Origin of the sequence: Mesorhizobium australafricanum, assembly GCF_033977265.1 — a bacterium.
In the GTDB taxonomy this organism is placed as follows: Bacteria; Pseudomonadota; Alphaproteobacteria; order Rhizobiales; family Rhizobiaceae; genus Mesorhizobium; species Mesorhizobium australafricanum.
Window position 1 is genome coordinate 419,694 of the sequence record NZ_JAVIIT010000001.1, and the last position, 13,454, is coordinate 433,147.

Sequence of the window (13,454 nt, forward strand, 5' to 3'; positions counted from 1 at the left end):
CGCTTTTCCTGGGATTGCCTGAGTGATCGCGAGAGGGAACGTCTTGATGAAATCGACCGCTGCCTTGCTGGCCGCCGCCTGTCTTTTCTGCCCGACGGGCGCGCATGCCGACGAGGCGGCTTTCCTGCGCTCGCTGCACGGAAAATTTTCCGGCAAGGGAACGGTCAGGATCAGAACGAACACGCCGGTGATGAACATCAACTGCACTTTCACTTCGAACGCGACGGCGGACTCGTTGTCGCTCGATGGCACCTGCCGTGCATTGTTGATCATGTCGCGGGAAATCCGTGCCGACCTGAAGGTCAGCGGGGCGAGTTACACCGGCACCTATATCGGCTCGCGCAGCGGACCCGCCGGGCTCAGTGGAAGCCGCAAGGGCGATGCGATCAACCTCGACATCCGCTGGGCGAAAATCGTCAATGGCGACCGCGACGCGGAGCTGACCGTTGAAAAGACCGGGCCGGACGATATGCGGATGACGGTGACCGACATGGATCCGGCGACCGGCAAGATGGTGGTGACGAGCCGGATCGATCTGAAGCGGACCTGACCCTTCAATCTTCCAGCGGCTCTGGCGGATTGGCGGTGCGGCCCTTGCCGAATGTGTAGCCGGTCTCGACGGCTTTCCTGCCAAACTTGTCGCGCAACGTGTCCATCGCGCCTTCGGCCAGCGCGCGCTTGCGCGACTGCACGTCGACAAGATCGGGCGGATCGGCTTTTTCGTCGTCGGAGAGGTCGCTGACGCCGATGCCGAGCAGGCGGAATTTCGTGCCGTCGGCTTCGCGGCGCAACAGGTCGAGCCCGGTCTGAAAAATACGGTCGGCCAGGCGTGTCGGGTCGCCAAGTTGGCGGTTGCGGGTGCGGGTCTTGAAATCCTGCGTCTTGAGCTTGAGCACCACGGTGCGCCCGGCAATGCCGGATTTCTTCAGCCGCGCCGAGACCTTTTCCGACAGGCCGCGCAGCACCGGCACCAGCTCCGCCAGGGTGGCGATGTCTGTGTCGAAGGTGGTTTCTGCCGAGACGCTCTTGGCATCGCCGTCGGGATCGACCGGGCGGTCGTCCTCGCCACGCGACAGCCGGTAGAGCCGGTCCCCCATCACGCCATAGCGACGCATCAGATCCCCGCGCTCCATGCGCTGCAACTGCGCGATCATGCGGATGCCGTCGCGCTCCAGCGTCGCGGCCAAGGCCTTGCCGACACCCCAGATCATTGTCACCGGCTGCGCGGCGAGAAAGCTTGGCGCCTCCGCTTCGCCGATCACCGAAAAGCCGCGCGGCTTGCGGAAATCCGAGGCAATCTTTGCCAGGAACTTGCAGTATGAGAGGCCGGCTGAAACGGTGATGCCGAGCTCCTTTTCCACCGTCTGCGAAAAGCGTGCCAGCACCAGCGCCGGCGGCATGCCGTGCAGCCTCTGGGTGCCGGCGAGGTCGAGAAAGGCTTCATCGATCGACAGCGGCTCGACCTGCGGCGTCAGCGCCAGCATCAACGCGCGCACCTGGCGGCCGACGCCGACATATTTTTCCATGTTGGGTGGAATCACCACCGCTTCCGGGCACAGTTCGAGCGCCTTGAACATCGGCATGGCCGAGCGAACGCCCTGGATACGGGCGATATAACAAGCGGTGGAGACGACGCCGCGTCGGCCGCCGCCGATGATCACCGGCTTGTCCTTCAGCGCCGGATTGTCGCGCTTTTCGATCGCCGCGTAGAAAGCGTCGCAATCGATATGGGCGATCCGCAGGCGGTAGAGCTCGGCGTGACGGACAAGGCGCGGGCTGCCGCAGCGGTCACAGCGACGCGTCTCTGAGCGCTGGAAAGCCAGGCAGTCACGGCAAAAACCGTGTTCGGGATTGTTGACAGGAGCCGCCATCGCTGCGAACATAAAGAGAACAGATGCAATGGTACGACAGCGCAAGGCTGGCAACAAGCTTGGCCTGGGGAGAACGCATGAGCACGACCATAGCACCGCTGACTCCTGAGCGCTGGGCCGATTTCGAGGACCTGTTTGGCAAGCAGGGCGCCTGTTACGGCTGCTGGTGCACGCATTTCCGCCTGGCGCCGGCGGAGCGCCGCGCCAGCGACAAGGAGCGCAACAAGGATCTGATCAAGGCGCGAATCGAGGCGGGCCCGCCGCCGGGGCTTTTGGCGCTCGAGGACGGCAAGGCCGTCGGCTGGATGCAGATCGGCCCGCGCGCCGACGTGCCGGAGTGGAACAATCAGGGCAGGGGTTCGGCACCGGTCGATCCGGCCGATGCCAGCGACCCGGATGTGTGGGCGATCTCCTGCTTCTTCATCCGCGTCAAGGCGAGGGGCCGGGGCATCACGCACCGCCTTGTCGAGGGCGGCATCGCCTTCGCCCGCGAGAACGGCGCAAGGTTGCTGGAAGCCTGCCCGATCGACCTGTCGCGCGATTCGCGCTCGATCGGGCTTTTTGTCGGCTCATCGCGGGTGTTCGAGAAGGCTGGCTTCGAAAGGCTTGTCGAGCGCAAGCCCGGCCGGCCGCTGATGCGGCTGGTGCTTTAGCCGGGCGCGCTTTTAGCCTACAGTCGGCGTCTTGCGGCTGTAACGCTTCTTGCCTACCAGAAGCACAGATATTTCGTCTTCCGAGATCACGGAGAACCGACGTGAAGCGTATTTTGCCACTTGCCTTTGCCCTAGCGCTCAGCGCGCCTGCTTTCGCCCAGACCGTCGACAATCAAGGCGCCAAGCAGCTTTCCGACAATCTGGCGCGCTATTTCGGCAAGCAGGCGTTCGACACGGGCGTGCTCAAGGTTTCGGTCGAGGGCGATGCCTATAAGATCGCGCTCGACATCAAAGCGCTCGTCAATGCGCTGCCTGAGCAGAAGCTCCTGAAATTCGATATGGCGCCATACGCCTTGATGGTGAAGCCGCGCAGCGACGGGTCATGGGATGTCTCGTCGAATTTTTCGCAAGGCGCGTCCTTCGAATTCGATGGGCCGGAAGGCCGTCAGAGCATGGAGTTCACGATCAAGGACGGCAAGCTGACGAGCGTCTACGATCCGGCTCTTGCGGCCTTCACCAGCGGAACCAGTTCGGTGACCGGGATGACCATGACGTCCCGCGAAGCCAAGCAGCAGGCCGATGTCTCGACCGGCGCCGGCACCGCCACCGTTGTCGCGACCAAATCCGCCAATGGCGGCGTCGACTTCACGGCCACGCAAAAAGTCTCGGACTTCGTCGAAAGGATCAAGGTCGATGATCCCGACAGTGGAATGAATTTCCCGCTCACCTTGAAAACGCCGGAGCTTTCCGTGGACGCAAACGGCAAAGGCGTGCGGACGAAGCCGCTGCTCGACCTGCTTGCCTTTGCCGTGGCCAATGAGGACGAAGCCAGGCTCAAGGCGAACCAGGCGGAGCTCAAATCGCTGATGCTGGCCGCACTGCCCGTCTGGGAAAGGGTCGACGGCAATTACCGTTTCAAGGATTTCGAGGTGGATAGCCCTGTCGGCAAGTTCGGGGCCGCGCAATTCAGCACCGCATTCGGCATGGACGGCGTTTCCCAGAACGGCAAGGTCGATTACACGATCAAGGCCACCGGGCTGACAATCCCGCATCAGACCCTGCCCGAATGGACCGTGCCGTTGCTGCCCACCGAGATCGACCTGAATTTCGGCGGCGCCAATATCGACCTCGATACGATGGCGAAAAAGGCGATCGAAGCCTTTGATCTCAATAAGAATCCACCGCTGTCGGATGAATTCGGCAAGGCCTTGGTCGCCGATTTCAAGGCCAAGAATCCGAAGGTCGTGATCGCGCACAGCACGGTGAAGAACGCCGACATCGAGGTGGCGATGGAAGGCGAGATGACGTTTCCCGGCGAGAAACCCGATGCGACCGTGACCGTCGACGTCGCCGGCTATGACAAGATCGTCGATGCCCTGAAGGAAGGGGCCAAGAGCGACGAGCAAATGGCGCAGGCCTTCCCGTTTGCGCTGGCCGTCAAAGGTTTTGGCAAGACGCTGCCGGACGGCCGGTTGGAGTGGGTGATCAACACCAAGGCCGACGGGTCCGTCGCGGTCAACGGCGCCATGCTGAAGGGGCCGGATGCCGCCCAGGACGACAGCGCGGGCCAGGATGACAACGCAGGCGATGACGGCGCGAACGGAACGGATGGTTCCACCGGAGGCGACGATTCGGACGGCGGCGACAATGGCGGGGCAGGCGCCAAGCTGCAGCCCTGAGCGCTTGAGCTAGAGCCCGAGAGCGCGCGCGATCTTGGGCGCCGCCTCGCGCCAGTCCTCGACCGAGATGATGTCTTCGGGCGTCGGCGGGAGGAAGGCGCGCAATGAATTGTCGGCCATCAGATGGAAGAGGTTGGCGTCCGAAACCGAATTGCGCGCCGAGACCAGGTTGGAGGGCTGATCGTCGACAAAGGCGAGGGGCCGGCCCTTGGCGCCGCGCAGTTTTGCGATTGCCGGCCCCTTGGCCATCTCCGTCGTCAGCAGCGGGTAATTGAGCCCCAGCGCATCGAGATGCGCGCGGCGCGCGGCGCGATGCTTGTGCGGCATGGCGGTCAGCATGACGATCTCGGCGCTTTGGCCGAGCATCGCCAGCGCGTCCGCGGCGCCGTCGGTGATGCTCTGCCAATCGGCCTGAGTGTCGAAGAAATCGCCGAGAAGCGCCGTCACTTCCGGCTGCTCGATCAGCCGGCCGGTTGCCGTCTCGGCGATGTTGCCGGTAAGGCGGAAGGACGCGAGCGTCAGGCCGAAACCGCGCGACTTCAGGTAGTGCGGGAAGGGCCGGATGAATTCGAGCACGACATCGTCGACGTCGAGCACCAGCAGCGGCCGGTCATCGGCGGCAAGCTCCTCGATCTGCCGCGCTGTCTCGGGATCGTCGCTCATGTCGAGCGCTCGTGATCATCGTTGCCGAGCGGAAGCGCGCGCAGTGCCTTGCCGACGGCGGCCGGCGGCGTGCCGGTTTCCTCGGCAAAGCGCAGAAGCGTCGGCTCGTGGGCGAGGATGAATTGCAGAACGCCGGCAAGGAAGCCGGGCTCCGCGGCGGCCTTGCGGATCGACTGCGCGTCGATGCCGGTGATCGCCAGAAAGCGCGGCAGAAGTTCCGGGTCGGCGGCGACGAAGCCCAATGCCTTGACGGCAATGGTTTCCGCTTCCTCGCGCATTGACGCTGCGTTCGCCATCATTACCTTTGGAATGGTGGATTTTTTTGAGTCTCTCTCCGCAGTAACGGCAAGCGTCGCTTGCGGCAAGCCTCCGCTCTCTCCCGTACAACGTCCGAAGGTGGAATTGATGCAGCTTTCCAACCTCCGGTTTCCGTTTCGTCAATCATATTGGGCTAGAGTGGAAAAGGGTTGGGTGCGGTCCGAAGGGGACGCATTGCGACGGCCTTCGGCTTCGAGGGCGGTCGGGACGGGAAATTGATGGCTAAGAAGGTGATGATCGTCGAGGACAATGAGCTCAATATGAAGCTCTTTCGGGACCTCATCGAAGCCAGCGGTTACGACACGGTTCGCACGCGCAATGGGCTGGAGGCGCTGGATCTGGCGCGCCAGCACAGGCCGGACCTCATCCTGATGGACATCCAGCTGCCCGAAGTGTCCGGTCTGGAAGTGACGAAATGGCTGAAGGAAGACGACGAATTGCATTCGATCCCCGTCATCGCCGTCACCGCCTTCGCCATGAAGGGCGATGAGGAGCGCATCCGCCAGGGTGGGTGCGAGGCCTATATCTCCAAGCCGATTTCGGTGCCGCGCTTCATCGAGACGATCAAATCCTATCTGGGCGATGCCTGATGCCTGATACCAGCAGAACCGGAGCCTTTTGAGATGACCGCGAGGATCCTCGTCGTCGACGATATCCCCGCCAATGTGCGGCTGCTGGAGGTTCGGCTGCTTGCCGAGTATTTCGAGGTGCTGACGGCCAATAGCGGTCCGGATGCGATCGAAACCTGCGAGAACGGCAAGGTCGACGTCGTGCTGCTCGATGTGATGATGCCCGACATGGACGGGTTCGAGGTCTGCAAGCGCCTGAAGAGCGATCCGGCGACCTCGCATATCCCCGTCGTCATGATCACCGCGCTCGACCAGGTCTCGGACCGGGTGCGCGGCCTCGAGGCCGGCGCGGACGATTTCCTGACCAAGCCGGTCAACGACCTGCAACTGATGACGCGGGTGAAGAGCCTTGTCAGGCTGAAGTCGCTGACCGACGAGCTAAGGCTGCGCGCCTCGACCACGCGCAATATCGGCATCGAGGAACTTCTGAGCCGCGATTTCGCGACCGAGGATACCAAGCCGAGAGTGCTTCTCATCGATGAACGCAGGTCTTCCGTCGAACGTATCCAGAAGATGCTGCGCAACACTGCCGAACTCGATGTCGCGACCGACCCGAACGCAGGGTTCTTCCAGGCGGCAGAGACGCCATACGAATGCGCGCTGATCTCGACCGCCTTCGCCGACTTCGATGCGCTGAGACTGTGCTCGCAGCTTCGTTCGCTCGACCGCACGCGCTTCCTGCCGATCATGCTGCTCGCCGACGAGGGCGAGGAGGGCCGGATCCTGCGCGGCCTGGAACTCGGCATCAACGACTACCTGATCCGGCCGATCGACCAGCACGAGCTGACGGCGCGCCTGCGCACGCAGGTGCGGCGCAAGCGCTACAACGACCAATTGCGCGCCAGCGTCGCCCAGACGATCGAGATGGCGGTGATCGACGGGCTGACCGGGCTGCACAACCGGCGCTACCTCGACAGCCATCTGCAGACGCTGTTCGATCGCGCCGTGGCGCGGCGGCGGCCGCTGTCGGTGATGATCACCGATCTCGATCGCTTCAAGGCGATCAACGACACCCATGGCCATGACGGCGGCGACGATGTGCTGCGCGAGTTCGCCAGGCGGCTGCGCAAGAATGTGCGCGGCATCGATCTCGCCTGCCGCTTTGGCGGCGAGGAGTTCGTCGTGGTGATGCCCGACACCGACGGCGCCGTCGCCGAGAAGGTTGCCGAGCGCATCCGCGCCGAGATCGCGCAAGCGCCGTTTGCCGTCGGAAACGACGGCAGGACGATCGAGGTCACGGTCAGCGTTGGCGTGTCCTCGCTTCTGAAGGGAACCGACAGCGTCGCCGCGCTGATGAAGCGCGCCGACCTTGCGCTCTATGAGGCCAAAAGCGGCGGCCGCAACCGGGTGGTCGCCAAGGCAGCCTAAAGCGCGTCGCGATCTTTCAGGTCCGCTCCCTACGCTTAGATTTTGATCTTGCGCACGTCCTTGTCCCCAAACCGGTTCCCACTTTTGGGAGACATGCTTTGGTAAAAGCCGCTAATTCGCAGTCGTCCCAACAGGGTTACGAATTTACCTTAATCCAAGCGATTCGCGAGCGGTGGTTAAGAAATGGTTGATTTTTATAAGGTCTTGCGCAAATCTGCGACGCATAGACAGAAGGCGAGGCCGGCACGAGGGTAGACTAGCCGGCCCGATCCGAAAATACCCCATGATGCTCAGGTCCGCCGCATCTCCTGGGTCCGTGGGGTCGGCCGGCCGGCGCTGGCACATAGTGGCCTCCTCGTACCGCTGCCAAACGCCGACCGGCCCCCTTTTCGAAAAACCGACATCGGAACCGTGCGCTGAACAGCGGCGCGGTTCCTTGTCGTCCGGTCTTTCCTGAAACAAAAACGCCGCCCAGAGGGCGGCGTTTTGATTTCTCAGGACAGCCAGATTACTTGATCTTGGTTTCCTTGAACTCGACGTGCTTCTTGGCGACCGGATCGTACTTGCGGAACGAGAGCTTGTCCGTCTTGGTACGGCTGTTCTTGCTCGTGACGTAGAAGAACCCGGTGTCGGCGGTCGACAGAAGCTTGATCTTGATGTTTGCGGCTTTGGCCATGATTTTCGTCCGTTAATGTTCGTGGAGTTTTGGCCGCTGGAGCACGGGAAAAACACCCGGACGCGGGAAACTTGGCGCGACACATAAAGAACGCGCCCGGAAAGTCAAGCCCGGGCGCCTTCCTTGCCCCATTTCGGCATGGCCGATTTCACCGCTTCAGGCGTTCTCCCCGATCAGCCGGCCCGTCTTTTTCCAGTCGCCCGTCGTGTTCCACCAGCGGTTCGGATTGGCGCGGTCGTCCAGGCCCTTGGATCGGCTGGCGAGCAGCGGCTGTATACGGATGACGGGCTCCTGGTAGGAATGGGCCTGGAATATCGCCTCGACGACCCGGGCGGCGAGGGCCTGGTCGTCGGCGATCTCGAACGACACTTCGACTGTGCCCGGCCGCCGCCGCAAGTCGTTTTCGGCGCCGGCGGCGGCACCTTCGAGCGGCCGGTAGCGCTCGATGCCTTGCGCCGACTGATAGGCGTTGGAGTCATATTTGCCCATGCGCAGCGGCGTGATCGCCACCACTGCCTCCATGATGCGCTCGACATCGGCGGCCGGCGCCTGGAATGTCACGAGCAGAAGCAATTCCATCCTGAGGGAGCTGGTTTCAAAGCCGCTGTCGATCATCGCAATTCTCCTACCTGCGTTGAGGCAGGGTATAGCAGGGGTGCTGCTGACACGGTGATGTCAGGATGCCCGACGCTTCGGCGACATTCGCCTAAAGCGCGTCGCGCTGAAACGGATTCAGGCGACGCGCTTTTAGGTCCTTGTTTTTATGCATGTCGTTGTCCCAGAACCGCGTACACTTCTGGGCGACATGCATTAGAGAATCCTGCGCACCAGCCTGACCAGGACCAGAACCATGTAGGCGGCGAAGAAGATCGCCAGCGCCCAGCCGAAGCCTGAGGGGCCGAAGGCATCCATGCCGATGCCGATCGCCTGTGGACCCAGCACCATGCCGACGCCGTAGCAAAGCACGAAGGCGGCATTGGCGGACGCCAGTTCATGGCCGGATAGCTGGGAGCCGAGATGGGCAAGCCCGATCGTGTACATGGCGGCGACGACGCCGCCCCAGACGAACAGGAGGGCCGCCATCAGATGCCAGTTCTGCGCGAAGTACGGCATGAAGACGGTGCCGACGAGGCCGACGGTGGCGCAGGCCAGAAGCAGATGGCGCCGGTCCGAGATACGGTCGCTGATCATGCCGATCGGGATCTGCAGAAGCACATTGCCGAGTCCGATCATCGTCAGCAGCAGTGCTGCGTCGGCCTCCGAATAGCCGATGCGGCTGCCATAGACGGGAAACAGCGAGAAACCGCCGGTCTCGACGGCGCCGAAAACAAGCACGGCAAAGGTGGCTGTCGGCACCAGCCAGATGTAGCGCAGGAAGTGGCTGGTCTCGCTGTCGGCGACGATGGTCGGGCTCTCATTGCGGGCCGCCAGCACCGGGATAGCGGCAAGCGTCACCAGCGCTATGGTGACGCCGAATGGCCGGAAGCCCGTGCTGCCGAGATGGGCGAACAGCCACGGTCCGGCAGCGAAGCCGAGCGACAGCACGGTGGCGTAGATGCCAAGCACAAGGCCGCGCCGGTTCGGCGGGGCCGAGGTGCTGATCCAGAATTCCGACAGGATGAACAGCACCGTCAGCGAGATATGCAGGGCGACGCGGAGCGGAAACCACATCCAGAAGTCCGGTGCGAAATGGAAGCCGACGAAGGCGAGCGCGCCGGTGGCAATCATTATCAGCATGGTCCGGGCGACGCCGAGCCGCATGGCAAGCGGGGTGGCGAGCGGCGCGCCGGCAATCGAGGCGAGGCCGGCGACAGCCGTGTTGAGGCCGATCATCGAAGCGGAATGGCCGCGGCTTTCCAGAATGACGCTGAGCAGCGGCATGCCGAGGCCGATGGCGATGCCGACGACGCTGATCGAGGAGATCGCCGCGATCATCGGCAGCCAGTGTACGCGTTCGTCGCCCTGTTCGTGGGTATCGACCGTCATGGGATCAAAATGCTCTGCTTCTAAAGGACTTCGCGGACAAAGCGGTTGCGGACAAGCCGGAAGAACGGCACGGCGCCCCCCGGCCGCAGCAAGGGATCGTCGGCAAGCCGCGTTTCCAGTTCTTCCAGGATCATGCCGGTAATGTCGGGGATGTCGGCCTTACGGGCATCGGCAAGCCGCAGCCAGACGAGTTCTTCCAGTTCGTTGGTCGGACCGCCGTCGGGCAATTCCACGGCAACATCGTGGCGCCAGGCGCTGAAGAAGCGCGTGTCGAAACGGCGCACGCGATTGGGCGGGGTGATGGCGCGGGCGATCAAGCGGAGCGCGTCCAGCGACGGGATCACGTCATGTTCGACGAAGCCCTGCCAGTCGCGCTTTACGGTCGAGAAAGCGCCTTTGCGGCCGATCAGCAGCCCGGCTTCCTCGTAGGTCTCGCGAATCGCCGACAGGGCAATTGCCCGCGCGCGCGCCGCGCTCGCGCGGCCGGGACCCGCGACCAGCTTTTTCTCTTCTTCGCCGCGCAGAGGGGCGGCGACGGGAATGCGGCTGTCAGCCGGATCCGTGCGGCCGCCGGGAAAGACGAATTTTCCGGGCATGAAGGCGTGACCGGCATGGCGCCGGCCCATCAGCACCAGAACATCCTTGTCCCTGCGATCGAGCAGAATGAGGGTCGCGGCATCACGCGGACGCAATGCCCGGCCGCTGCGCACGGCCAAGCCTTTATCGAGCTTGTCGACATCCGCCTTGGTCATTCGTTCCATGCGCTCGACCTAGCGGAAACTTCCCGGATGCGAAAGTGGCTTGCGCATCGCGGCCTTTGCACCAGGGCCGACAGCGGTAGAACCTGGCTTATCAATTGCTCTCGAATTCGTCCTTCTCGTCGCCGAAGCCATGCATATAAAGCGCCCATTGCAGGCCGATGACAGCGCCCTTGACCGGCTGCAACAGCACAAGCGCAAGAATGATGGTCAACGGCACCCAGATCAGCGCATGCTGCAAGGTCGAGAGCGTGGTGGTGGCCTGCACCGCCATGAACGAGCCAACCACGATGTGGCCGACGATGACGATAACCAGATAGGCAGGCAGGTCATCCGCGCGATGGTGGTGGAGCTCCTCGCCGCAGACCTCGCATTTGTCCACGGGCTTTACGAAAGCGCCGAACAGCTTCCCCTTGCCGCAGTGGGGGCAACGGCCGAGCATGCCGCGCTTCATCGCCGTCCACAGCGGGCGGGCGACGCGGCCAGAGTGATGCTCGCCACCGAAAACCTGTTCTTCCACCTGCAAATCGCCTGGCATCAACTTCTCCTGCCGCGCGGTCCGGAGCGCGATTGCGACGCGCGGGCGCGGCCCTTGGCCTTGTGGAACGACCGCCTCGATCCGGGCAGGGGCTTCGGGTCGGTCAGCATCTCGAAACGCATCGCGCCGGCCATTGGCGCGACCTCGACCAAGCGAACTTCGACGCGATCGGCGAGCTGATAGCCCTTGCCGGTGCGTTCTCCGAAGAGCGATCGGGCGGTTTCGTCGTAAATATAGTAATCTCCACCCAAACTTGACACCGGAATAAAGCCGTCCGCGCCGTACTGCGGCAATTGGACAAAGAGGCCGGCCTTGGTGACCCCGGAGATGCGCGCGTCGAACGTATCGTTGACGCGCTCGGCGAGATAGGCGGCGACCAGCCGGTCGACCGTATCGCGCTCGGCGGCCATGGCACGGCGCTCCGTCGCCGAGATCAGCGCGGCGACCTCTTCCAGCCTGTCCGCCTCCTGCTGCGTCAGGCCGCCGGGCCCCAGACCAAGTGCTGCGATCAGCCCACGGTGCACGATCAGATCGGCATAGCGGCGGATCGGCGAGGTGAAATGCGCGTAGCGCCTGAGGTTGAGGCCGAAATGGCCGATGTTCTTCGGGGAGTACTCGGCCTGGCTCTGTGAGCGCAGCACCACTTCGTTGACCAGCGCCTCGTTGTCAGCGCCGCGCACCCGCTCCAGAATGCCGTTGAACTGGCTGGGCCGCATCTGCGCGCCGCGTGCCAATGACAGGCTGAGCGTTTGCAGGAAGTCTCGCAGCGATTCCTGCTTGGCGAGCGACGGCGCATCATGGATGCGGTAGACGAGGGGCTCTTTCTTGCCCTCCAATGTTTCGGCGGCCGCGACATTGGCCTGGATCATGAACTCCTCGATGAGCTTATGCGCATCGAGTCGCTCCGGCACGATGACGCGGTCGACCGTGCCGTCGGGCTTCAGCAGGATCTTGCGCTCCGGCAGGTCGAGCTCCAGCGGCTGGCGGGTATCGCGGCCGCGCTTGAGCAGCGCATAGGCATCCCATAGCGGCTTCAAGACGCTGTCGAGGATCGGCCGCGTCTTATCGTCAGGAATTCCATCGATCGCGGCCTGCGCCTGCGGGTAGGCGAGCTTTGCCGCCGACTTCATCATGACGCGGTGGAAGGAATGCCTGAGCTTGCGGCCTTCCGACGAGAAGGTCATGCGCACGGCGATGGCCGGCCTGTCCTCGCCCTCGCGCAGCGAACAGAGATCGTTGGAGATGCGTTCGGGAAGCATGGGGACGACCCGGTCCGGGAAATAGACCGAATTGCCGCGCTTCAAGGCTTCTCGGTCGAGCGGCGTGCCATAGCGGACATAAGCGGCGACATCGGCGATCGCCACGGTGACGACGACGCCTCCGGGATTGCTCTCGCCCGTATCGGGTGTGGCGAAGACGGCGTCGTCATGGTCCTTCGCATCGGCCGGATCGATGGTCACCAGCGGCAGATCGCGCCAGTCCTCGCGGTGGTCAAGCGTCGCCGGCTTCACCGCTTCGGCCTCGGCAATCACGTCCGCCGGAAAGACATGGGGAATATCGTGGGCGTGGATGGCGATCATCGAGACCGCCTTCTCGCTGCTCAGCGAGCCAAGCACCGCCAGCACCTTGGCGCGCGGCAGGCCGAAGCGCGAGGCGCGTGCCGGCTCGACCTCCACGAGGTCGCCATTCCTGGCGCCGTTCTGGAATTCCTTGTCGACGATCAGTTCCGGCTGGCGGCGTTCGACGGGCTCGATGCGGAACGTACCATCCTTCAGCACGCGGAAGACGCCGAGCACCGCGTCGCTGCGTTTTTCGAAGATTTTCATCACCCGGCCGGTATAGGCAGGGCCTGACGGATCGTCGGTCGGGAAGGTCTTGGCGAGCACGCGGTCGCCGATGCCGGGCGCTGGGCCGCCGGCGGCGCGCGAGATGCGGATGGCGATGACGGGCGGCGAGCCGGCGCCGGTGTATTCGTTCGGATGCGCCAGAAGCGCGCCGTCATCGTAGCGGCCGAAAATGTCGAGCACCGCAACGTGTGGCACGGCGCCCGAGCGAGTGAGACGCTTCCGCTCCTTGTTAAGCAGGCCTTCGTCCTGAAGGTCGCGCAACAGGTCCTTCAACCAGATGCGGTCCTCGCCGCGCAACGCGAAGGCCTTGGCAATCTCGCGCTTGCCCGAGCGGTCGGGATTTTCGGCGATGTAGCGCAGGATCTCGTCACGCGAGGGCCGGTAATCGTCCTTGACTACCTTGGCCCTCGTGTCGGCGTTGCGCGGATCGCCATGGCTTCTTCCGGAGATCCTGCGCGCCACGTCCTG

The 13,454-nt window shown here is 63.5% G+C and carries 14 protein-coding genes; 5 read left to right on the forward strand and 9 right to left on the reverse strand.

Annotation, left to right across the window (positions count from 1 at the left end; all coding sequences use genetic code 11):
* Window positions 1-64 precede the first annotated feature (64 nt).
* The gene (locus RFM98_RS02050) at window positions 65-550 is read left to right on the forward strand and encodes a hypothetical protein (RefSeq protein ID WP_430682237.1); all 486 of its coding nucleotides are present in this window, start codon (window positions 65-67) and stop codon (window positions 548-550) included.
* Between the two features lie 4 nt (window positions 551-554).
* On the opposite strand, the gene RFM98_RS02055 is transcribed toward RFM98_RS02050, so the two are convergent.
* Window positions 555-1,883, reverse strand: coding sequence for a DNA polymerase IV (locus RFM98_RS02055; RefSeq protein ID WP_320307277.1), 1,329 nt, complete (start codon window positions 1,881-1,883; stop codon window positions 555-557).
* 65 nt (window positions 1,884-1,948) lie between these two features.
* Between RFM98_RS02055 and RFM98_RS02060 the strand changes: the two genes are divergently transcribed.
* Both RFM98_RS02060 and RFM98_RS02065 read left to right on the forward strand, forming a co-directional pair.
* Entirely contained in the window at window positions 1,949-2,524 is a 576-nt protein-coding gene (locus tag RFM98_RS02060) for a GNAT family N-acetyltransferase (RefSeq protein WP_320307278.1), read from the forward strand.
* Window positions 2,525-2,625: 101 nt separating this feature from the next.
* Window positions 2,626-4,203, forward strand: a complete 1,578-nt coding sequence (locus tag RFM98_RS02065) for a YdgA family protein (RefSeq protein ID WP_320307279.1) — start codon at window positions 2,626-2,628, stop codon at window positions 4,201-4,203.
* Window positions 4,204-4,212: 9 nt separating this feature from the next.
* Here the strand turns inward: RFM98_RS02065 and RFM98_RS02070 are convergent, their stop codons facing one another.
* Window positions 4,213-4,866: a hypothetical protein gene (locus tag RFM98_RS02070; protein ID WP_320307280.1), complete on the reverse strand. Its 654-nt coding sequence runs from the start codon at window positions 4,864-4,866 to the stop codon at window positions 4,213-4,215.
* The gene (locus RFM98_RS02075; protein ID WP_127227217.1) at window positions 4,863-5,162 is read right to left on the reverse strand and encodes a DUF3572 domain-containing protein; all 300 of its coding nucleotides are present in this window, start codon (window positions 5,160-5,162) and stop codon (window positions 4,863-4,865) included. Before RFM98_RS02075 ends, RFM98_RS02070 begins: the two co-directional genes overlap by 4 nt.
* Before the next feature lie 240 nt (window positions 5,163-5,402).
* Between RFM98_RS02075 and RFM98_RS02080 the strand changes: the two genes are divergently transcribed.
* Window positions 5,403-5,774: a response regulator gene (locus tag RFM98_RS02080; protein WP_040995610.1), complete on the forward strand. Its 372-nt coding sequence runs from the start codon at window positions 5,403-5,405 to the stop codon at window positions 5,772-5,774.
* Window positions 5,775-5,807: 33 nt separating this feature from the next.
* Window positions 5,808-7,181 carry a PleD family two-component system response regulator gene (locus tag RFM98_RS02085; protein WP_320307281.1) on the forward strand — a complete coding sequence of 458 codons (1,374 nt, stop codon included), beginning with the start codon at window positions 5,808-5,810 and terminating at the stop codon, window positions 7,179-7,181.
* A 508-nt stretch (window positions 7,182-7,689) separates the two neighbouring features.
* Here RFM98_RS02085 and rpmG read toward each other — a convergent pair.
* The 6 genes from rpmG to rnr form a co-directional block, all read right to left on the reverse strand.
* The gene (gene rpmG, locus RFM98_RS02090) at window positions 7,690-7,857 is read right to left on the reverse strand and encodes a 50S ribosomal protein L33 (protein ID WP_006201775.1); all 168 of its coding nucleotides are present in this window, start codon (window positions 7,855-7,857) and stop codon (window positions 7,690-7,692) included.
* A gap of 156 nt (window positions 7,858-8,013) precedes the next feature.
* On the reverse strand, window positions 8,014-8,472 hold the full coding sequence (locus RFM98_RS02095) for a YqfO family protein (RefSeq protein WP_320307282.1): 459 nt from the start codon (window positions 8,470-8,472) through the stop codon (window positions 8,014-8,016).
* A gap of 195 nt (window positions 8,473-8,667) precedes the next feature.
* The gene (locus tag RFM98_RS02100) at window positions 8,668-9,843 is read right to left on the reverse strand and encodes an MFS transporter (RefSeq protein WP_320307283.1); all 1,176 of its coding nucleotides are present in this window, start codon (window positions 9,841-9,843) and stop codon (window positions 8,668-8,670) included.
* Window positions 9,844-9,863: 20 nt separating this feature from the next.
* Entirely contained in the window at window positions 9,864-10,604 is a 741-nt protein-coding gene (locus tag RFM98_RS02105; RefSeq protein WP_320307284.1) for an NUDIX hydrolase, read from the reverse strand.
* A gap of 91 nt (window positions 10,605-10,695) precedes the next feature.
* Window positions 10,696-11,139, reverse strand: a complete 444-nt coding sequence (locus RFM98_RS02110) for a DUF983 domain-containing protein (protein ID WP_320216445.1) — start codon at window positions 11,137-11,139, stop codon at window positions 10,696-10,698.
* On the reverse strand, window positions 11,139-13,448 hold the full coding sequence (rnr, locus tag RFM98_RS02115; protein WP_320307285.1) for a ribonuclease R: 2,310 nt from the start codon (window positions 13,446-13,448) through the stop codon (window positions 11,139-11,141). Before rnr ends, RFM98_RS02110 begins: the two co-directional genes overlap by 1 nt.
* Window positions 13,449-13,454 lie beyond the last annotated feature (6 nt).